The sequence below is a fragment of the Telluria sp. ZT3P26 genome, from assembly GCF_059686035.1.
This window is the reverse complement of the sequence record NZ_JCASII010000003.1, coordinates 75,271-96,411: the sequence shown is the minus strand read 5'-3', so window position 1 is coordinate 96,411 and position 21,141 is coordinate 75,271. Positions and strand designations below refer to the sequence as shown.

Annotated in this window: 18 protein-coding genes; 11 read left to right on the top strand and 7 right to left on the bottom strand. The window is 66.5% G+C overall.

What is annotated here, in order from left to right:
* Positions 1-2: 2 nt before the first annotated feature.
* Positions 3-1,592: a malate synthase A gene (aceB, locus tag AC56LN_RS11190; protein ID WP_499571736.1), complete on the bottom strand. Its 1,590-nt coding sequence runs from the start codon at positions 1,590-1,592 to the stop codon at positions 3-5.
* Positions 1,593-1,763: 171 nt separating this feature from the next.
* Here aceB and AC56LN_RS11185 point away from each other — a divergent pair, with 171 nt between their 5' ends.
* Positions 1,764-2,669 carry a LysR family transcriptional regulator gene (locus AC56LN_RS11185; protein WP_499571734.1) on the top strand — a complete coding sequence of 302 codons (906 nt, stop codon included), beginning with the start codon at positions 1,764-1,766 and terminating at the stop codon, positions 2,667-2,669.
* A 96-nt stretch (positions 2,670-2,765) separates the two neighbouring features.
* On the opposite strand, the gene AC56LN_RS11180 is transcribed toward AC56LN_RS11185, so the two are convergent.
* From AC56LN_RS11180 to upp, 3 genes are all read right to left on the bottom strand, one after another.
* Entirely contained in the window at positions 2,766-2,969 is a 204-nt protein-coding gene (locus AC56LN_RS11180) for a cold-shock protein (protein ID WP_137176112.1), read from the bottom strand.
* A gap of 318 nt (positions 2,970-3,287) precedes the next feature.
* Positions 3,288-3,659 (bottom strand): Hpt domain-containing protein, encoded by a 372-nt coding sequence (locus AC56LN_RS11175; protein WP_499571732.1) that lies wholly within the window; start codon positions 3,657-3,659, stop codon positions 3,288-3,290.
* Between the two features lie 7 nt (positions 3,660-3,666).
* Positions 3,667-4,317, bottom strand: a complete 651-nt coding sequence (gene upp / locus AC56LN_RS11170) for a uracil phosphoribosyltransferase (RefSeq protein WP_499571731.1) — start codon at positions 4,315-4,317, stop codon at positions 3,667-3,669.
* A 486-nt stretch (positions 4,318-4,803) separates the two neighbouring features.
* Between upp and AC56LN_RS11165 the strand changes: the two genes are divergently transcribed.
* The gene (locus AC56LN_RS11165; protein WP_499571730.1) at positions 4,804-6,540 is read left to right on the top strand and encodes a putative bifunctional diguanylate cyclase/phosphodiesterase; all 1,737 of its coding nucleotides are present in this window, start codon (positions 4,804-4,806) and stop codon (positions 6,538-6,540) included.
* Positions 6,537-8,030 carry an HDOD domain-containing protein gene (locus AC56LN_RS11160; RefSeq protein ID WP_499571729.1) on the top strand — a complete coding sequence of 498 codons (1,494 nt, stop codon included), beginning with the start codon at positions 6,537-6,539 and terminating at the stop codon, positions 8,028-8,030. The genes AC56LN_RS11165 and AC56LN_RS11160 overlap by 4 nt, the downstream gene beginning before the upstream one ends.
* Positions 8,031-8,054: 24 nt before the next feature.
* Here the strand turns inward: AC56LN_RS11160 and aroC are convergent, their stop codons facing one another.
* A complete protein-coding gene (aroC, locus tag AC56LN_RS11155) occupies positions 8,055-9,149 on the bottom strand; it encodes a chorismate synthase (protein WP_499571728.1) in 1,095 nt (364 codons plus the stop codon).
* Positions 9,150-9,377: 228 nt separating this feature from the next.
* Between aroC and AC56LN_RS11150 the strand changes: the two genes are divergently transcribed.
* A complete protein-coding gene (locus AC56LN_RS11150) occupies positions 9,378-11,702 on the top strand; it encodes a two-component system response regulator (RefSeq protein ID WP_499571727.1) in 2,325 nt (774 codons plus the stop codon).
* Between the two features lie 12 nt (positions 11,703-11,714).
* On the opposite strand, the gene AC56LN_RS11145 is transcribed toward AC56LN_RS11150, so the two are convergent.
* On the bottom strand, positions 11,715-12,167 hold the full coding sequence (locus AC56LN_RS11145) for a CBS domain-containing protein (RefSeq protein WP_183552023.1): 453 nt from the start codon (positions 12,165-12,167) through the stop codon (positions 11,715-11,717).
* Between the two features lie 201 nt (positions 12,168-12,368).
* On the opposite strand from AC56LN_RS11145, the gene AC56LN_RS11140 reads away from it, so the two are divergent.
* Positions 12,369-13,157, top strand: coding sequence for an alpha/beta fold hydrolase (locus AC56LN_RS11140; protein WP_499571725.1), 789 nt, complete (start codon positions 12,369-12,371; stop codon positions 13,155-13,157).
* Here the strand turns inward: AC56LN_RS11140 and AC56LN_RS11135 are convergent.
* Positions 13,150-14,571, bottom strand: a complete 1,422-nt coding sequence (locus tag AC56LN_RS11135; RefSeq protein WP_499571723.1) for a YihY family inner membrane protein — start codon at positions 14,569-14,571, stop codon at positions 13,150-13,152. The two genes, AC56LN_RS11140 and AC56LN_RS11135, sit on opposite strands and share 8 nt — an antisense overlap.
* A gap of 78 nt (positions 14,572-14,649) precedes the next feature.
* On the opposite strand from AC56LN_RS11135, the gene wrbA reads away from it, so the two are divergent.
* The 6 genes from wrbA (at position 14,650) to AC56LN_RS11105 (ending at position 21,140) form a co-directional block, all read left to right on the top strand.
* Positions 14,650-15,261, top strand: coding sequence for an NAD(P)H:quinone oxidoreductase (gene wrbA / locus AC56LN_RS11130; protein ID WP_499571722.1), 612 nt, complete (start codon positions 14,650-14,652; stop codon positions 15,259-15,261).
* A complete protein-coding gene (locus AC56LN_RS11125) occupies positions 15,261-15,659 on the top strand; it encodes a DUF2069 domain-containing protein (protein ID WP_499571720.1) in 399 nt (132 codons plus the stop codon). Before wrbA ends, AC56LN_RS11125 begins: the two co-directional genes overlap by 1 nt.
* A complete protein-coding gene (locus AC56LN_RS11120) occupies positions 15,652-17,073 on the top strand; it encodes an FAD-binding oxidoreductase (protein WP_499571719.1) in 1,422 nt (473 codons plus the stop codon). The genes AC56LN_RS11125 and AC56LN_RS11120 overlap by 8 nt, the downstream gene beginning before the upstream one ends.
* A 112-nt stretch (positions 17,074-17,185) precedes the next feature.
* A complete protein-coding gene (locus AC56LN_RS11115; RefSeq protein WP_499571717.1) occupies positions 17,186-17,524 on the top strand; it encodes a DUF4124 domain-containing protein in 339 nt (112 codons plus the stop codon).
* Positions 17,512-20,061, top strand: coding sequence for an FtsX-like permease family protein (locus tag AC56LN_RS11110; RefSeq protein ID WP_499571716.1), 2,550 nt, complete (start codon positions 17,512-17,514; stop codon positions 20,059-20,061). The genes AC56LN_RS11115 and AC56LN_RS11110 overlap by 13 nt, the downstream gene beginning before the upstream one ends.
* Complete coding sequence (locus AC56LN_RS11105; RefSeq protein ID WP_499571714.1) at positions 20,061-21,140, top strand: lipocalin-like domain-containing protein; 1,080 nt, start codon at positions 20,061-20,063, stop codon at positions 21,138-21,140. The genes AC56LN_RS11110 and AC56LN_RS11105 overlap by 1 nt, the downstream gene beginning before the upstream one ends.
* The last annotated feature ends 1 nt before the right edge of the window (position 21,141 follow it).

Below are 21,141 nucleotides of genomic sequence, written 5' to 3'. Positions count from 1 at the left end.
CGTCAGATTTCTTCGTACAGCGGCAGGGTCAGGAATTCGGCGAATTCTTCCGCCGTGGACATCTGCTCGAAGATGACGGCGGCGCGCTCGTAGCTGGCGTGCGTGCCGTCGGCCGCGACCAGTTTCACCTTGTCCAGCTCTTCCGGAATCATCGCGCGCACCATGTCGGCCGTCACCTTGCGGCCGTCTTCCAGCACCCCTTTCGCTGACCGGATCCACTGCCACACCTGCGAGCGGCTGATTTCGGCCGTCGCCGCATCTTCCATCAGGTTGTGGATCGGCACGCAGCCGTTGCCGGCCAGCCAGGCGCCCAGGTAATGGATGCCGACATTGATGTTGTAACGCAGCCCCGCTTCGGTGATCGGCGCTTCCGGCTTGAAGTCCAGCAGTTGCGCTGCCGTCACAACGACATCGGGCCGCTGCTTGTCGAACTGGTTCGGGCGCTCGCCCAGCACTTTCGTGAATTCTTCCATCGCCAGACCCACCAGCCCCGGATGCGCAACCCAGCCGCCGTCATAGCCATCGGTCGCATCGCGTGCCTTGTCGTTGCGCACGCCGCCCATCGCGACCTCGTTCTTCTCGGGATCGTTCTTGATCGGGATCAGCGCAGCCATGCCGCCGATTGCCGGCGCGCCCCGTGCGTGGCAGGTCTTGAGCAGCAGCAGCGCATAGGCGCGCATGAACGGCGCCGTCATCGTCACTTTCGCACGGTCGGCCAGGCAGAAATCACTGTCGCGCTTGAACTTCTTGATGCACGAGAAAATGTAATCCCAGCGGCCTGCATTCAGGCCGGCGCTGTGTTCGCGCAGCTCGTACAGGATTTCGTCCATCTCGAAGGCGGCGAGGATGGTTTCGATGAGCACCGTCGCCTTGATCGTGCCCTGCGGAATACCGAGCAGTTCTTGCGTCATCACGAAGATGTCGTTCCACAGACGCGCTTCCAGGTGCGACTCGAGTTTGGGCAGGTAGAAGTACGGGCCGGCGCCCCGTGCCAGCAGCTCTTTCGCGTTATGGAACATGAACAGCGCGAAATCGAAGATGCCGCCCGAAACGCGCTTGCCATCGACCAGCACGTGTTTTTCATCGAGATGCCAGCCGCGCGGGCGCACCAGTAATGTCGCAACCTTGTCGTTGAGGCGGTACGACTTGCCATTTTGTTCGAGCGAAATGGTCTTGCGGATCGCATCGAACAGATTGATCTGGCCGCTGATCTGGTTATCCCAGTTGGGCGTGTTCGAATCCTCGAAGTCGGTCATGTAGCTATCGGCGCCCGAATTCAGCGCATTGATGATCATCTTGCGCTCCACGGGCCCGGTGATCTCGACGCGGCGGCAGTGCAGCGCGGCGGGAATCGGCGCGATGCGCCAGTCGCCGTCGCGGATCGCGGCGGTTTCGGGCAGGAAGTCCGGGCGCTCGCCGGCGTCCAGGCGCTCTGCCCGCGCGGCGCGCGCGGCCAGCAAGCTCTGGCGGCGCGGCTCGAAGGCACGCGTCAGCGTGGCGACCAGCGCCAGCGCCTCCGGGGTCAGGATCTGCTCGTAGGCCGGCTGGATGGTGCCGGTAATTTCCATGCCTTGGGGGATGCTGAGGGACATATCGACTCCTGAAGATGAATGAAAATCGCGTGCGACGCCGGTGCGGGCTTGCCCTGCTTGGCGTTCAAGTTGGCTTCCAGTATATTCACCTCCGTAACGCTAAACGAGACAAATACGCACTTCATCTGTGTGTTTTTGTATTAAATCAACCCAGGCAACAGGACCGTGTGTATGAGCAAGTTTACCCAGATGACCACCTTCGTCGAGGTCGTCGCACGCGGCAGCCTGTCGGCCGCAGCGCGCGCCGAGGGCATCGCACCAGCCATGATCGGGCGCCGGCTCGATGCGCTGGAATCGCGCCTGGGCGTCAAACTGCTGCGCCGGACGACGCGCAAGCTCGTGCTGACTGACGAAGGCGTGGCGTTTCTCGAGGATTGCCAGCGCATCCTGGGCGAACTGGGCGAGGCGGAAGCGGCGATCTCGGAGCGCAGCGGGCACGCATCGGGCCACTTGACGATCTCGGCACCGGCCGGCTTCGGCCGCCAGCACGTGGCCCCGCTGCTGCCGTCGTTCCTGGCCGAACACCGCGACGTGACGGTCAACCTGAACCTGAACGACCGCGTCATCGACCTGGTCGGCGATGGCGTCGATGTGGCCATCCGGATCGCGCGCCTTGGCGACTCGAACCTGGTGGGCGTCAAGCTGGCCGACAACGGGCGCGTGCTGGTCGCCGCGCCCGCCTATCTGAAACGCCACGGTACGCCGCGCGCACCCGGCGACCTGGCGCGCCACAATTGCCTGGCGATCAGCAGCGAAGGCAGCCAGCGCGGCTGGACCTTCCTCGAGAACGGCAAGCCGGTCACGCTGAAGGTCAGCGGCAATATGGTGTGCAACGATGGCGCGGTGCTGCATGCCTGGGCACTGGCCGGCAAGGGCCTGGCGTGGCGCTCGATGTGGGAAGTGGGCGAACAGATCGCCAGTGGCGAACTGTGCACGGTACTGGACGACTTCGCAGCGCCCGGCAATGACATCCACGCCGTGTTCGCCCAGCGACGCCACCTGCCACTGCGCATCCGCGCCTTTGTCGACTTCCTGCGCCGCAGTTACGCTGCGCCGGACTACTGGCGGCAACGCTGACGCGTCAGGCCAGCGCGGACCAGAACGCAAAAGGTACAGACAAAAAAAATCCCCGGCAGTTCCGGGGATTTTGGTCTCGCAACGCCTGTTAGGCGATTACAGAGGCTGGATGTTCGAGGCTTGCTTGCCCTTAGGGCCGGTGGTCACGTCGAACGAAACGCGCTGGTTTTCCTGCAGCGACTTGAAGCCGTTGCTCTGGATAGCCGAGAAGTGCGCGAACAGATCTTCGCCGCCTTCATCAGGGGTGATGAAGCCGAAGCCCTTCGAGTCATTGAACCATTTAACGATGCCAGTTGCCATTACAATTTCCTATTTCGGTTAGTTGGGCTTACGCCCGTTTTAGATCGTTTGAAGAAGCAAGAAAGAAATGACAGACAGACTGCACTACTACCTCGAACCCAACGATCCCACATTATACCGAATATTTCTCGCGCATGCCCTTTTCGTTCAACAAAATACGTAAGTAGCCCCACGATTCCTGCTGTCAACAAACACGCCGGCGCAATTTTTTAATTCGGTATGCAGCAAAGAATAGAGGCAAGGTCCGTTGATTTGTTTGCGCTTGATCAAATTCCGGTCGGCTCGACAATTGCGCACGCGCCTTGCGCGGCGGCCGTTTCAGGTCAGCGCCTTGGGATCGCGCAGCGCGGCAGCGATGTACTCGTCGAGCTCGGCCCGCCAGGCCTGCCACTCGCTGGCGCCAACGGTTTCAAAGGCACGCAGCACGCGCAGGCGCTGCTCGAGAAGGCGTGCGTGGTGCCCCAGGCCGCGGAACCCGAAGGTCGCGGCCGAGCCGGCCAGCGTGTGGAGCATCGCCTGCAGCTCGCCCGCCGGGCCCGCCGGGTCGAACCCGGGGGCGCCGGCCGCTGCGAGCTCCTGCGACAACTCCGCCAGGCGCCCGAAGGTGGATGGCAGGCGCGCTGCGAACTTGTCGTTCAGTTCGGCCAGGCGGGCAAAGAATTGCTGGTCAGCCGGCTGCGTCATGATCATGCCGGCCTTACTTGGTGCCAAAGATACGGTCGCCCGCATCGCCCAGGCCCGGGATGATGTAGGCATGCTCGTCCAGGTGCGAGTCGAGCGACGCGACATACACCTTGACGTTCGGGTGCGCATCCTGCACGACCTGGATGCCTTCCGGCGCCGCCACCAGCGCCAGGAACAGGATCTGCTCGTCCTGCACGCCGCGCTTCTTGAGCACGTCGATTGCGTGCACCGCCGAGTTGCCCGTGGCGACCATCGGATCGCACAGGATGAAGGTGCGATCGGTCGTGTCCGGCAAGCGGACCATGTACTCGACCGGCTCGTGCGTCTCGGGATCGCGGAACACGCCAATATGCCCGACGCGCGCCGACGGCACGAGTTCCAGCAGGCCGTCGCTCATGCCGATGCCGGCGCGCAGGATCGGCACCACCGCCAGTTTCTTGCCAGCGATCACCGGAGCATCGATCGTCACCAGCGGCGTGCGGATCTGGCGCGTCGTCAGTGGCAGGTCGCGCGTGATCTCGTAGCCCATCAGGAGCGTGATCTCGCGCAGCAGTTCGCGGAAGGTGCGCGTCGACGTGTCGTGCTCGCGCATGTGCGACAGCTTGTGCAGGATCAGCGGGTGATTCAGGATGAAGAGGTTCGGGAAGCGCGGATCTTGGTTCATGGCGGGCTCGACAGAGTCAATAAAGCTTGAGAGCCAGCATTATCACAGGCACAACGTCGTTTGTCCCGGCCCGGGCCGAAAAAATTCTGCATCGACGCTGCCGGCATGCCCGCCGCGATCCCCTGGCGCGCCCTTCCCACCCGCCCGGATGCGTGTTACGGCTTGTTACCCGTCGTGCATCCGCAATCACCTTTACACGTGGACGCAGCCCATGAATGTGTCCTGAGCGCGGAATTCTCGTTGCATTAAGGCACTTAATTAACGGACAGACATTTTCTACTCAGCAATAATCAGCGACAATACGCGGATGGCCAGCGTAGACGTGCTGTCCGTCATGCATGAAGCGAACGCGCCGTACGTTGTTCATTCTGATGCACTACGGAATTTTTCAGTGATAGACTCGTCCCTGGCTTGTTCGCCCGGCACGGATAACAAGATGACATCGGCATGCATCGACATGCCGCGAAACGAGAGCCCTGACCGACCATGCACCTCCCCTCCTGCGACGCACCCCATTCGCCGCCGGCGCACCTGCCGCAGGCGAGCCTGCTCGACGGTCTGCTGGAAAGCGCGGGCGACGCCGTGTTCCGGGTGGCCGCGAGCGGCGTGATCCGGGCTGCGGGCACGCGCGCACAGCGCTTTCACGGCTACGCGCCGGGCTGCTCGCTGGTGGCGCTCGTGCACGACGTCGACCAGGCGGCCCTGCGCCATGCGCTGGATGGCGCTGCCATGGCGCACGAAGCAGCGCTGGTGCAGGCGCGCTTTCGCATCGGCGAGCAGGATATCTGGTTCGAACTGCGCATCGCCCGGCTGACCACCGGCGACGATGCGCAGATCCTCGTGATCGGGCGCGACATGTCGGCGCAGCATGCGACCGAAGAGCGGCTGCGCCACATGGCCACCCACGACGCGCTGACCGAATTGCCCAACCGCCTGCTGCTGGCCGACCGCATCCGCATGGTGATCTCGAATGCACGCCGCTCGGGCCAGGGGTTTTCGGTCGTTGCGATCGGCCTGGACGGGTTCAAGAAAGTCAACGACGGCCTGGGCCACCCGCTGGGCGACGCCGTGCTGCAGATGGCGGCCACCCGCCTGCGCCGGGTTCTGCGTGACAGCGACACCCTGGCGCGCGTCGGTGGCGACGAATTCGTCGCCGTGCTGCCGGGCACCTTCAGCGAGCCCCAGATCAAGCTCGTCACCGGGCGCCTGATGGCCACGCTGCAGTCGCCGTTCGAAACGGGCGGCCACACGATCTACCTCGGCGCGTCGATTGGCGTGACGATCTACCCGGACCACGCCGAAGACGAGGTTCGCCTGGTGACGCTGGCCGACGCTGCACTGTCGCGTGCGAAGGAAACCGGCAAGGGCCGCACCGTCGTCTACAGCCCGGCCGACCAGGGCCCGTCCGAACACGATATCTCCCTTGAGGCGGCCATGTTCAAGGCCGTGCGCGAAGGCGAATTCCTGCTGTACTACCAGCCGATCGTCGACGCCCGCACGCGTGTCATCGAAGGCTTCGAAACCCTGATGCGCTGGAAGCACCCGACGCTGGGCATGGTGCCGCCGGCGCGCTTTATCCCGATTGCCGAGAACAACGGCCTGATCAACCTGCTGGGCGCGTGGGCACTGAAAGCGGCCTGCATGCAGATCCGCCAGTTCCAGGAAGTGGCCGGGCGCGAGCTGTACATCTCGGTCAACATCAGCCCGCGCCAGTTCCGCAGCGACCGCTTCCTGTCGGTGCTCGACGAAGCGCTGGCGCTGTCCGGCGCGCATGGCCACCAGTTGGTGCTGGAAATCACCGAAGGCACGCTGATGGTCGATCCGGCCCATGCCGAAGCGGTCATGGCCAAGATGGTCGAGCGCAAGGTGCGCATCGCGATCGACGATTTCGGCACCGGCTACTCGTCGCTGGCGTATCTGAAGCGGTTTCCGATTTCGGTGCTCAAGATCGACCGCGCGTTCGTCAAGGACCTGCCCGGCTCGCAGAAGGATGCCGCGATCTGCCGGGTCGTGCTCGACCTGGCCCGGCACCTGAGCCTGGCGGTCGTGGCCGAGGGCGTCGAAACCGAAGACCAGCTGGCCTGGCTGGACGAACAGGGTTGCCACTACATCCAGGGCTACCTGACGGGCAAGCCAATGCCGGCCAACGTGGCCGTCACGGCCCTCAACGAAAACCTCTACACCGCTCTTCTGCCGGCCGACACCCGGACAGGCTCATCATGACTCCACCCATCACCACCGCGCGCTCGGCGAAAGCGCAAGCCACCCTCGCCCTGCTGTGGGAACGCATCCGCCGCCAGGGCGACATGCCCGGCTTCACCAAGGCGATCAATGCCATCCTGGCGTCGATGCGCGGCGAGGACGAGCGCGATTTCTCGATGACGCAGACGGTCCTGTCCGACCCCGTGCTGACCCAGAAGGTGCTGCGCCTGGCCAACAGCAGCATGTACGCGGCGTTCGGCCAGCACGTCAACACGATTTCCAAGGCGGTGCTGGTGCTGGGCACCGACAGCATCGGCCACCTGGCGCTGGGGCTGAAACTCATCGAGGAGCTCGGCCGCAGCACGCCGGACACCGAAGTCGCCCACATCGAGATGGAAAAAGCCGTGCTGGCCGGGATGGTGGCGCAGCAACTGGCCGCCGGCGCGCAGGCGCGCAATCCGGAAGAAGCCGTCGTGTGCTCGATCCTGCATTCGCTGGGCCGGATGATGGTCACGTTCTACATGCCCGAGCGCTGGACCGTGATCCAGGCCGCAGCGGCAGGCGGCGACGACACCGCTGCCGCGCAGGACGTGCTTGGCCTGCATCTCGAAGACCTCGGCCGCGCCACCGCCGCCCACTGGGGCCTGCCCGACAACCTGGTGGCCGGCATGCGCCGCGTCGAACCGGGCGAACGGGGTGAACGCTTCGAGCACGATGACTGGCTGGCCGCATTGGGCACCATGTCCACCCGCACTGCCGATGCACTGTGGGCCGACGACGCCGCCGGTGCTGCCAAAGTGGGTTTGCTGGCCGAGCAGTTCGCGCCGATGCTGGGCATCGCGCCGGCCGACATCCTGGCATCGATCGAACAGGCCCGGCTTGAAGCGGCGGCCGACCTGTCGATCGCGCCGCTGGCCCGGCCCGCCGAGAAACGGGCGCGCCTGGCCGCCGCCACGCGCAGCCGCATCGCCGGCAACAAGATCCTGATGGGTGGCGTGGCCGACATGCGCGAGGCGGGGCCGAATGCCACGGCCGGCCAGATGATGTCGCTGGCGCTCGAAACGATGCACGAAGGGTTGTCGTTCGCGCGCTCGTTTGCCTTCGTGCGCAACCGGCGCGACGGGCGCTACGCGGCGCGTCTGGCGCTGGGCGCCGACGCCAGGACGCTGCAGCCGGAACTGGTGTTCGACGATACCTACGAGGCCAACGTGTTCCACGCGGCGCTGGCCAGCGACCGCGTGATCTTCATCGAAAATGCGCACGACGCCAAGTTCGCGGCCAAGTTGCCGGACTGGTGGAAAGGATCGCTGTCGCAGGCGCGCTGCTTCATCGTGATTCCGCTGTGCGCGCACGGCCAGCCGGCTGGCTTCATCTATGGCGACTGGGACGACACTTACCCGCAGGTGATCCTGAACCAGACCGAGTTCGGCCTGCTCAACGACATGCGCGCGCTGGTGGTGCGCACCGTCGAGCGGCGCCTCCAGATGGAAGCGATCGCGACCCGCGCCTGAGCTGGTGGCGCCGGCCGCTGACGGTCAGGTCAGTTTTGGCGTGGCGACCCGGACGTCGCCGCACTGCGCGCGGTGCATCAGCGCATGGTCGATCAGCACCAGCGCCAGCATCGCTTCGGCAATCGGCGTGGCACGGATGCCCACGCACGGATCGTGGCGACCGAACGTTTCCACCAGCGCCGGATTGCCTTCCTTGTCGATCGAACGGCGCGGCACGCGGATCGACGAGGTCGGCTTGATCGCGAGCGACACCGTGATCTCCTGCCCCGTCGAGATGCCGCCCAGCACACCGCCGGCGTGGTTGCCGACGAACCCTTCTTGCGTCAGCTCGTCGCCATGGACCGAGCCACGCTGCGCCACCGAAGCGAAGCCGGCGCCGATCTCGACGCCCTTGACGGCATTGATGCCCATCATCGCGTAGGCGATGTCGGCGTCGAGCTTGTCGTAGATCGGCTGGCCCCAGCCCACCGGCACGCCGCGTGCGACGACGTTGATGCGCGCGCCGATCGAGTCACCGTCGCGGCGCAGCTGGTCCATCGCGTCTTCCATGCGCTGCAGCAGCGCGGCATCGCCCGTCGCGGCGAAGAACGGGTTGGCGTGCACGTGTTCCCAGCCTTCGAACGGCACGGCGATGTCGCCCAGTGCGCGCATGCAGCCCATGAACTCGGTGCCGTACTGTTCACGCAGCCATTTCCTGGCGACGGCGCCGGCGCCGACCACGGGGGCAGTCAGGCGCGCTGACGACCGGCCACCGCCGCGCGGGTCACGCACGCCGTATTTGTGCCAGTAGGTGTAGTCGGCATGGCCGGGGCGGAAGCTCTCGGCGATATTGCCGTAATCCTTGCTGCGCTGGTCTTCGTTGCGGATCAGCAGCGCAATTGGGGTGCCGGTCGTGACACCCTGGTAGACGCCGGACAGGATCTCGACCCGGTCGGCTTCCTGGCGCTGCGTGACGTGGCGCGACGTGCCGGGCTTGCGGCGATCGAGATCCAGCTGGATATCGGCTTCGGTCAGCGCCATGCCGGGTGGGCAGCCATCGATGACGCAACCGATTGCAGGACCGTGCGACTCGCCGAAGGTGGTGACGGAAAACAGCTTGCCAAATGTATTGCCGGACATGGATATGAAGGGGGTGCGGTTTGATCGAACTGGCATTTTAACAGGCGATCAAGCCAGCAGAAACGCATAATCTGCACATGGCCCTCGCCAAAATGTTGCCAACCGGCTATATTTAGCAAGTTACCAGCAGTCTGTACTCCCCCTTGTGCAACCGGCTATTTCCTTTGCAAATTACAAATGCCTATATACTGGACGTACACATGCCAAGCATCCCTGGAGACGTAGCACATGCCAGCTTCGACGCCGCCGTACGGACCACCGCAGGATGATCACACGATGGATGATCTCGTCTTCGCCGACGAAGTCGCCGTCGGACCCGTCACCACCTGTCCGCCGTGGCGGATTCTCGTGGTCGACGACGATGCCGACGTGCATTCGACGACGCTGTTCGCGCTGGCCAACGTCGACATGCAGGGCCGTCCGCTGTCCTTCCTGCATGCCTACTCGGCCGCCGAGGCCTTCGCCGTGCTGGGCCGGGAACGCGATATCGCCGTGATCCTGCTGGACGTCGTGATGGAACGCGCCGATGCCGGGCTACAACTGGTGCGCCGTATCCGCAACGAACTGAACCTGCATGATGTACGCATCATCCTGCGCACTGGCCAGCCCGGTTACGCGCCCGAGATGGAGGCGATCCGCGGCTACGACATCAATGATTACCGCACCAAGTCGGAACTGACCCGCACCAAGCTCTACACGGCCGTGGCCGCTGCGATCCGCTCCTACGAACAACTGTGCGCGCTCGAGGCGAACCGGATCGGCATGGAATGCATCGTCGCCGCCTGCGCGCAGCTGATGGCGCTGCACGGCGTGCGCGATGTCGCGTATGGCATCCTGGCACAGGCCGCCAAGTTGATCGGGCTAGCAGCCGATGGCGTGCTGTGCACCCGCGAGTTCGGCGACGGCACGGGCGCCAGCGCCTTCGGCCCGCTGGGCGTGGTGGCCGCCTGTGGCGCCAGCCGCGATCTGGAAGGCTGCGCGCTCGATGCGCACTATTACGACGATCCGCAGGTGACCCGGCTCGCGCAGGCCGCCGGGCGCGCGCTGGCGCGACGTACCTTTGCGGTCGACGACGGCATACTCACGTTGTTCTTTCCGGGCAAGGCCGGGCGCGATTTCGTCGCCTGCATGCCGCTCGAACGCGCGATCAGCGACGTCGAGACACGCCTGCTGAAAGTCTTCTGCGGCATGGTTGCTGTCAGCCTCGACAATTGCGAACTGGTCACCGACCTGCACAAATCGGCCTTCCACGACCCGCTGACCGGCCTGCCCAACCGCACCCGCATGGTCGAACTGATCGACGCCAAGCTGGCCGCCGGCCCCGGTGCCGACCCCGACCAGGACCCCGTGCTGGCCCTGGTCGACATCGATCATTTTGCCGAAACCAACGACGCGCTCGGCCACCGCTTCGGCGACCTGCTGCTGGCCGCCGTCGCCCAGCGCCTGTGCACGCGCCTGATCCCCGGCCTGCCGCCTGGTCTGGCGCCGTCTCTCAGTATCGGGCGTATCGGCGGCGATATCTTCTGCGTGCTGGGCAATGCCGCCCTCGTCCAGCCGGCCGCGCTGCAGACGCTGTTTCTCGACGCGTTCCACATCGACGGCCAGGACGTGCAGGTGTCGTCGACGCTGGGCCTGGTGCGCCTGCGCGAACACGACGGCAGCGGCGCCGATGCGCTCAAGGATGCCGACATCGCGCTCAAACGCGCCAAATTGCAGCAGCGCGCCGGCCACTGTTATTTTTCGCGCGGCATGGGCGTCGAGATCCGCGAGCGCGTGCGCATGATGCATGCGCTGCGCAGCGGCTTCCGGCGCGGCGAACTGTTCCTGGATTACCAGCCGCAGATCGACCTGGCCACCAACCGCGCCTTTGGCGCCGAAGCGCTGCTGCGCTGGCGCCAGCAGGACGGCCAGCTGGTCCCGCCCGACCGCTTCATCCCGATTGCCGAGTACTCGGGCCTGATCGTCGAGATCGGTGAATGGGTGCTGCGCCAGGCCTGCATGGAACTGCTGCGCCTGCGAGCGGCCGGCCACACGGCATTCACGATGTCGGTCAATGTTTCGCAGGTGCAGCTGCGGCACCCGCACTTTCTCGACATGCTGCGCCGCGCGCTCGACGACACGGGCGCGCCGCCCGAATTCATCGAGCTGGAAATCACGGAATCGATGGCGATGGAAGAACCGGCTGCGCTGGTCGAAAAGCTGGCGCACGTCAAGCGCACAGGCGTGTCGATCGCGATCGACGATTTCGGCACCGGCTTTTCGTCGCTGTCGCATCTGCAGCGGCTGCAGGTCGACCGGCTCAAGATCGACCGCACGTTCGTCACCGAGATTACCGGTTCGGCGCGCGGCAGCAGCATCGCGCAGATGGTGGTGCAACTGGGCCGCAACCTGGGCCTGTCGGTGATCGCGGAAGGGGTGGAAGACGAGCGCCAGGCGCAGATCCTGCGCCAGCTCGGTTGCCCGCTGGCCCAGGGTTATCTGTATTCGCGCCCCTTGTCGCCCGAGGCGCTGCTGGTCTGGCTGGCGGGAGAAACGGTCACGCAGGCAGCGTGACCTTCGGCACGGTCAGTCGGGCGCGTTCTGCTCGGCTGGCCAGTCGCGGATGTAGGCCTTGAGCATGCGGTTTTCAAAGCTTTGCGCTTCCAGCACCGCGCGCGCGACGTCGTAGAACGAAATCACGCCCAGCAACGTACGCGCATCCATCACCGGCAGGTAGCGCGCGTGCTTTTCCAGCATGATGCGGCGCACCTCATTGACTTCGGTCTCTGGCGTCACGGTAATCGGGCTGTCGTCCATGTGACGACGCACCGTGCCGGCGCCCACCGCGCCGCCGTTGGCGTGCAGCGTCTTGAGCACTTCGCGGAACGTCAGCATGCCCACCAGGTCGCCGTATTCCATCACGACGAGCGAACCGATATCGTTCTCGGACATCGTGGTTACCGCCTCGACCAGGGGCTGGTCGGGCGTCACGGTGTACAGGATATTGCCCTTCACTTGCAGGATTTCCGAAACTTTCATGCTGGCCACCCCCGCGCGGTCAATACTGCTGTTGGATAAATTTGTATAAGGCATAACGCCGACTGTAGCCTATGCCCGCTAAAAAATCCAGCATTGCGCCACCTCATGGTGCGGGCACGGCGGCAGAATGGTGCAGTGCAGATTGCGCAAACAGCCAACGCTGCTAGGATGGCTGGCTTCCATCAAGACAGGCTACCAGACATGCAACTCACGATCGACGGGCATCCCGTCTTTTGCCATACCGGCGACACCGCATTCGACGCCGCGCAGCCCACGGTGGTGCTGGTCCACGGCGCCCTGAATGACCATTCCGTGTGGGCACCGCAAAGCCGGGCCCTGGCCGCGCGCGGCTTTGCCGTGCTGGCGCCCGACCTGCCCGGCCATGGCCGCAGCAGCGGGCCCGCCCTGCACTCGGTCGAGGCACTGGCTGACTGGCTGCTGGCGTTGCTGGACGCGGCGGGCGTGGAACGCGCGCTGCTGGCCGGACACAGCATGGGTTCGCTGGTCGTGCTGGAAGCGGCGCAACGTGCGCCGCAGCGCGCCGCCGGCCTGGCCTTGCTGGGCGCGACCTTCCCGATGAAGGTTGCTGACGCGTTACTTGCGACTGCCCTGGAGGATGCAGGATCAGCCATCGACATGGTCGTGGCCTGGTCGCACGCGCCATCAAGCGACCCGTCGGTTGCCGACGCCGCGCGTGACCTGATGCAGCGGCTGGCAGCGGGCAGCAGCGAACCCTTGCTGCACATCGATCTGGCCGCGTGCAATGCATACGGCAACGGCATGACTGCGGCCGCGTCGATCACCTGCCCGGTCGTGTTCGTGCAGGGCACGCTGGACAAGATGACGCCGCCGCGCAAGGCCGCTGCGCTGACCGACGCGATCGCCCGGGCCACCGTCGTCACGGTCGAGACGGGCCACGCGATGATGCAGGAAGCGCCCGAGGCGGTATCCGGCGCGCTGCTGGCACAGGCGGAGCGAACGCTCAGCTGACCGGCGCGGCGATCGGGTCGCTGACGGGATCGTCGGCGTCCCCGGCGTCCCCGGCGTCGCCGAAATGCTCGCGCAGGGTCTCGCCCAGCCCCGCCTCGACCGCCTCTTCGACGTGGCGCGCCAGCTCGCCGGTATCGAGCGACAGGGCAGTATCGGGGCTGGCCTCTTCTTCGCGCTGCACGGCCTCTTCCACCGCGAAGTCGAACACGAACAGGCGGTACACGTCCGCCAGGCGCAGCGTGTCCGGGTCGGCCAGCAGCACCCAGTGTTCCTGGCTGGCGCGCTTCGTATGGCGCCAGCTGATCTTGGTCGGCGCCTGGTCATGCACGCGCCCCACCCAGCCCTCGGCCACCATCCGGTGCAGCAGGCGCGCCAGTTCGTCGTAACCGATGCGCGTGTGATGGCGAATCGTGCTGCCGGACACGAGCGCCGTGCCACTGAGCTTCGCACTGCCGTGCAACACCTTCAGCACCGACATCGCATCGACGAAAGCGCCGCCGGGCGCGGCCTGATACCACCAGCGTTCGTATTTGACGACCGGCAGCGCCGCCGTCAACACGGCGCCGACCAGCGTGATCATCCAGGTGACATAGATCCAGACCAGGAACAATGGCAGCGCGGCCAGCGCGCCGTAGATCAGCGCGTAGGTCGGAAACTGGCGGATGAACAGGCCGAATACGCGCTTGGCGACTTCGAATGCGATGGCGGCCGCCAGCGCGCCCCAGAACGCATCGCGCCAGGCGACGTGGCGGTTCGGCACTGCCACGTACAGCAGCGTGTAGCCGCCGGTCGTCACGGCAATCGACGCGAGCGTGAAGGCCAGCGTGGCCAGCACGCTCGCATCGCGTTCCAGGCCGCCGGTGACGTCGACCAGCTGCGACGTGAAACTGAGCGACGCACCGAACAGGATCGGGCCCAGCGTGAGCAGCGCCCAGTAGACCAGCAGGCGCTGCGTCCACGGGCGGGGCTGGCGCACGCCCCAGATCTGGTTGAAGACGCGCTCGATCAGGCTCATCGTCGCCGCCGTCGTGAAGATCAGCGCCACCGCGCCCAGCGCCGACAGGCCCTTGGCCTTGCTGGCGAACTGGGTCAGGTTGCCGCTGATCGTGCTGGCAATTGCCGGCGGCATCAGGTTCTGCACGAACCAGGCATCGATCATCGTGCGCACCTGGCCAAACGCCGGGAACATCGTGAAAATGGCCAGCACGATCGTGAGCAGCGGCACCAGCGCCAGCGTGGTCGTGAAGGTCAGGCTGCCGGCGACCTGCGGCAGGCGTTCTTCGCGCAGGCGGCGCAGCGCGAACCGCACCAGATCTTTGGCTTCGGCCCGGGTCAGGCTGCGCTCGAGCGTGCCGTCGGCGCTCTCGGTCACGACATGGGAAGGATGCTGCGGCGGTTGGTTCGGCATGGCCATGGAAATACCCGATTCAGGCCACGAATTGGGCGTCAACCCGGGCATGTCACTTCAACAAAGCGCACTATAATACCAAGGATGAACACGATCCCTTTGAGCATCCTGGTTTTGTACTACTCCCGCCACGGCGCCACGCGCAAACTGGCCGAACTGATCGCCCAGGGCGTCGACAGCGTCCCCGGCGCCGAGGCGCGCCTGCGCACCGTGCCGGGCGTGTCGTCGGTGGCAGAAGCAACTGCCCCGTCGATTCCCGACGACGGCGCGCCCTACGTCGAGGCAGCGGACCTGGCCGAGTGCGCGGGCCTGGCGCTGGGTTCACCCACGCGCTTTGGCAATATGGCCTCGAGCATGAAGTACTTCCTCGACGGCACGGCCGCCGAATGGGTCAACGGCACGCTGGCCGGCAAGCCGGCCGTCGTGTTCACGTCCACCGGCAGCCTGCACGGCGGGCAGGAGGCGACCCTGCTGTCGATGATGATCCCCCTGCTGCACCACGGCATGCTCGTGATGGGCCTGCCCTATACGCATCCCGAACTGATGAACACCGCCAGCGGCGGCAGCCCGTACGGCGCCACCCACTGGGCCGGCGTCGATGGCAAGCGCGCCATCACCGACGATGAGCGCGCCCTGTCGATCGCGCTCGGTCGCCGCCTGGCAATCGCGGCGCTCAAACTGCACGAAGGTCAATAATGAACAAAGGCAGAGTCTTTCATATCGGCGCGGTGCTCAGCCTGGTCTGGCTGATCGGCTGGCTGGTGGCATGGGAAGCGTTCGTGGCGCCGCTCAAGCCGGGCAGCTGGCTGCTGGCCCTGAAAGCGCTGCCACTGCTGTTGCCACTGCGCGGCGTGATCAAGCGCGACCTGTACACGCTGCAGTGGTCATCGATGCTGATCCTGATCTACTTTGCAGAAGGCGCCGTGCGGGCCTGGGCCGATACCAACCCGCTGTCACGCCAGATGGCCATCGGCGAAGTGGTGCTGGTGGTCGTGTTCTACGTCTGCGCCCTGCTGTATCTGCGCCCGTTCAAGAAGGAAGCCCAGCGCATGGCCAAGGAATTGCTCGACAAGGTCAAAGTACCGCATGGTTGACCAGCCGGCCGCCGCCTTCCTGCAGCAACTTCGCTCGCTCGTGGGCGTCGACCACGTCATCACGATCGATGCCGACATGGCGGGCTACCTGGCCGACTGGCGCGGCCGCTACAGTGGCCGCGCCCGCGCCGTCGTGCTGCCGCTGGACACCGGTCAGGTCGCCGCCGTCGTGCGCCTGTGCGCCGGCGCCGGTGTCCCCATTGTCCCGCAAGGCGGGCGCACTGGCCTGGTCATGGGCAGCGTGCCCGACACGTCGGGCGACGCCATCGTGCTGTCGCTGCGCCGCCTGAACCGCATCCGCGCCATCGATCCGGCCAATCGCACCATGACGGTCGAAGCCGGTTGCATCCTGGCCGACATCCAGGCCGCAGCGGCAGCCGCTGGCATGCTGTACCCGCTGTCGCTGGCCGCCGAAGGCTCGTGCACGATTGGCGGCAACCTGTCGACAAATGCCGGCGGCACGGCCGTGCTGCGCTACGGGAACACGCGCGAGCTGTGCCTGGGCCTTGAAGTCGTCAATGCCCAGGGCGCTGTGTGGGACGGTCTGCGCGGCCTGCGCAAGGACAACACGGGTTACGCGCTGCGCGACCTGTTCATCGGCGCCGAAGGCACGCTGGGCGTCATCACGGCGGCCGTCCTGAAGCTGTTTCCGGCGCCGCGCGGCATGCTGACGGCCCTGGTCGCGCTGGACTCGCCGCGCCAGGCGCTCGCGCTGCTGAACCTGCTGCAGGCACGCTGCGGCGCGGCGCTCACCGGCTTCGAGCTGATGTCGGCCGTCTGCCTGGACCTGGTCGCCCAGGAGTTTCCCGCGCTGCCACGCCCGTTTGCCACGCGTCATCCGCAGTACGCGCTCGTGGAATTGTCGAGCAATGAATCCGAAGCGCATGCACAGGCGCTGCTGGAATCCGGCATCGGCGCCGCGCTGGAAGATGGCATCGCACGCGACGCCGTCGTGGCCACATCCAGCCAGCAGGCGCTCGGCCTGTGGCGCCTGCGCGAGCACATCCCGCTGGCGCAGGCGGCGGCCGGCAAGAACATCAAGCACGATATCTCGCTGCCGGTCTCGACGATCCCGGATTTCATCGCGCACACCGACGCCGCGCTCGAGCGCGCATATCCCGGTTGCGTGCTGGTCACGTTCGGCCACCTTGGCGATGGCAACCTGCACTATAACGTCGCGCCGCCGCCCGGTATCGCGCACGAAGCGTTCCTGCAGGAGCAGGATGCAGTCAACCGTATCGTGCACGACGCAGTGGTGGCGTTTGCCGGCTCGATCTCGGCCGAACACGGCATCGGCGCGCTGAAACGCGACGAACTGGCGCGCACCAAGTCGCCGGTCGAACTTGGCATGATGCGTGCCATCAAGGCCGCGCTCGACCCGCTGGGCATCATGAATCCCGGGAAAATACTATGACCGGGGGCCTGCCATGCGTTGCCTGTGGTGTCTTGTCTTGTGTACGACATGCTGCGCCGTGTGCCGGTGGGCCACGGCCGGTGCCGTCTACAAATGTCATGAGGGAATTCACGTGAGCTACGCCGATCGACCGTGCGCTGGCGCCGGCGCGCCACTGGCGCTGCCGCCCACCCCGGCGCCCGATCCGGTGCAGGCCACGCGCCTGAACGCCGCCCGCACCGCGCTGGCGGACATCGACCGGACGCGCGCCGCGCAGGCGCAACGTGACGAAGTGGCGCGCGAACGTGCCGGGCGCGCCGCGCTGGCCCTGCGCAAGCGCTGTGACAGGCTGCGCCTGCAGGCGCGCTGGGCCGACGAAGACCTGGCACGCAGCAGCGATGATGCCAAAGCCGTCGCGCGCATCAAGGCGCGCCGCCAGGCCGACACACTGGCGGTCGAATGCCCGGGTTGAGCCGGCTCACGCGCTGGTTACTGATCGGCGAGTGGCGTGCGCACCCGGTGCGCGCGCTGGTGGCGATTGCCGCGATTGCCGTCGGCGTGTCGATGGGCTTTGCCATCCACCTGATCAACGCCGCCGCCTTCAATGAATTCTCGGCCGCCGTCAAGAGCCTGTCGGGTCAGGCGGACATCCAGGTCCAGGGGCGCGAGCTGCTGTTCGACGAAGCGGTGTACCCGCGCCTGGCCAGCCACCCGGACGTCGCGCTGGCCGCGCCCATCCTCGAGGTGCAGGCCGGCGTGCCGGGCCAGGACACCCCGCTGCGCATCATCGGCATCGATGCCTTTCGCGCCGGCTACATTTCGCCCGACCTGACCGGCGTGCCAGGTGAAGGCCGCATGCTGGATGTGCTGGCCGACGACGCGCTGTTCCTGTCGCCCGCCGCCGAAGCCTGGCTGGGCAAGCGGCGCGGCGACACACTGAACCTGCGCGCCGGCACCGGCATCGTCACGCTGCGCGTGGCCGGCCCCGTGCAGCGGGCGCGCAGCGGCCAGCGTCTGGCGGTCATGGACATCGGCGCGCTGCAGTGGCGCCTGGACCGCGTCGGCAAGCTCTCGCGCGTGGACCTCAAACTGCGCAGCGGCGTTGACCGCGCCGCCTTCCAGCGCGCGCTGACGGCCGATCTCGAGCGCACCTGGCCGGGCCGCTTCACGGTCGGCCAGCCGAACGACGCCGACCAGGAAAGCCGCACCGAAAACATGAGCCGCGCCTACCGCGTCAACCTGACCGTGCTGGCACTGGTCGCGCTGTTCACCGGCGCCTTCCTCGTGTTTTCGACCCAGGCGCTGTCGGTCATGCGCCGGCGCAGCCAGTTCGCGCTGCTGCGCGTGCTGGGCTTCGAGCGGGGCCAGTTGCTGCGTCAGGTGCTGCTCGAAGGCGCGAGCCTGGGCGTGGCCGGCAGCCTGCTGGGGATTGGCGCCGGCTACGCGCTGGCCGCCACCGCGCTGCATTATTTTGGCGGCGACCTGGGCGCCGGCTACTTCCCGGGCATCCGTCCGCAAGTGGCGTTCACGCCCGGTGCGGCCATCGTCTTCTTCGGCCTGGGTCTGGGCGTGGCCCTGCTCGGTTGCCTGGCGCCGGCGTGGGAAGCAGCGCGCGCACGCCCGGCCGTGGCGATCAAGTCCGGCGCTGACGAAGCGCCGCTGTCGCGCCTGGCGCGCGTGTGGCCATCGCTCGCGTGCCTGACGATCGCCGCGCTGTTCGCGTTCGCGCCGCCCGTATTCGAGCTGCCGCTGTTCGGCTACCTGGCGATCGCCCTGCTGCTGGTCGGCGGGATTGGCCTGATGCCGCGCTTTGCCGCCGTCACGTTCCGCGCGCTCGAAGCGCTGCTGGCAAAGAAACGGCATCCAATGCCGGTACTGGCGCTGTCGCTGGGGCGCCTGGCCAATGCGCCGGGCCAGGCCTCGATTGCGCTGGGCGGCATCCTGGCCAGTTTCAGCCTGATGGTCGCGATGGGGATCATGGTGTCGAGCTTCCGGGTCTCGGTCGATGACTGGATGGGGCATATCCTGCCGGCCGACCTGTATCTGCGCACGGTCGACGCCGGCGGCACCGGTTACCTGAGCCCGGCGCAGCAGACGGCGCTCACCGCGCTGCCCGGCGTGCAGCAGATCCAGTTCCTGCGCACGCGGCGCGTGTCGCTGGCGCCCGAGCGCCCGCCGGTCGTCGTCATCGCGCGCGACATCGACGTGCGCGATCCCGCGCGCTTGCTGTATCTGGTGGGTGCCAGCGCCCCGATTCCCGCCGGCGCGCGCCCGGCCTGGGTCTCCGAAGCGCTGCTCGACCTGTACGGCGCGCGCGTCGGCCAGACGCTGCGCCTGCCGCTGGGCGGCGCCGAGACGCCGTTCTTCGTTGCCGGCGCCTGGCGCGACTACGCGAACCAGAGCGGCTCGGTCGTCATCCAGCTGGCCGATTACCGCCAGTTGACGGGCGAAGGGGCAGTCACCGATGCGGCGCTGTGGACGCTTGACGGCGTCGACGCGGCCACGCTGGAAACCCGTTTGCGCGCGCTGCCGTTCGGCGCCGCGCTCACCTTCATGCGCCCGGGCGACATCCGCGCGGCGAGCCTGAAGATCTTCGACCGCAGCTTCGCCGTGACCTATTTGCTGGAAGCGATCGCAATCGCCATCGGGCTCTCGGGCATCGCCGCCAGTTTTTCGGCCCAGACTTTGGCACGGGCGCGAGAATTCGGTATGCTGCGCCACGTCGGCGTCACGCGGCGCCAGGTCTTGCAGCTGCTCGCCTTCGAAGGCGGCCTGCTCACCGGTCTGGGCGTCGTGGCCGGATTCGTGCTCGGGCTGGTGATCAGCCTGATCCTGGTATTCGTCATCAACCCGCAGTCGTTTCACTGGACCATGGGCCTGCACCTGCCCTGGCCATTGCTGGGCAGCGTGGCCGCGGTGCTGGTCGCCGCGTCCGTCGCCACCGCGCTCGTATCGGGCCGCCAGGCCCTGTCGGGCGGGCCGGTGCGCGCTGTCAGAGAGGATTGGTAATGCGTTTCATCCTGGGTCTATTGCTGTCGCTGTTGACGCTGCTGGCACTGCCAGCGCGCGCTGAACCACCCGTGTTTGCCCCCGTCACGCCCGGTGCGGCGCTGGCGTTCCCGCGCGACTACGGCGCTCACCCCGAGTTTCGCACCGAATGGTGGTACGTCACCGGCTGGGTCGAGACGCCCGACAAGCGCCCGCTGGGTTTTCAGGTCACGTTCTTCCGCAGCCGCACGGGCGTCGACGGCGCCAACCCGAGCCACTTCACGCCGCGCCAGCTGGTGATCGGCCACGCAGCGCTGTCCGATCCCGCGGTCGGGCGGCTCGTGCACGACCAGCGCAGCGCGCGTGAAGGCTTCGGCCTGGCCTGGGCCCGCCCCGGCAACACCGACCTGAAACTGGACGACTGGCGCATGGTGCGCGACAACGACGGCACCTACCGCGTGACGATCCGCTCGAACCAGCTGACGCTGGAACTGCGCCTGCGCCCCACGCAACCGGTCCTGGCGCAGGGCCAGGGCGGCTATTCGCGCAAGGGTCCGAGCGCGCAGCATGCCAGTTACTACTACAGTGAGCCGCAACTGGCCGTCACGGGCAGCGTGGGCCGCGCCGGCATGGCCGCCACCGCGGTCACCGGGAGCGCCTGGCTCGATCACGAATGGTCGAGCGAAGCGCTGCAACCCGACGCGGTGGGCTGGAACTGGGTCGGCGCCAACCTCGACGATGGCGGCGCGCTGATGGCTTTCCAGATCCGCGACAAGCAAGGTGGTAAACTATGGGCGCACGCCACCCGGCGCGACAAGGCGGGCAAGGTCACGCATTACGCGCCGGAGCAGATCACGTTCACCCCGCAAACGCTGTGGACGTCCCCGCGCACGCAGGCGACCTACCCGATCGCCACCACGATCACCACCGGCGACCAGGTATGGCAGATCGCGCCGCTGCAGAACGACCAGGAACTCGATTCGCGCCGCTCGACCGGCGCCGTGTACTGGGAAGGCGCGGTCACGATCCAGCAGAACGGCCGCCGCGTCGGCCGCGGCTACCTCGAGATGACCGGCTATGTGCAGCCGATGAAATTATAAG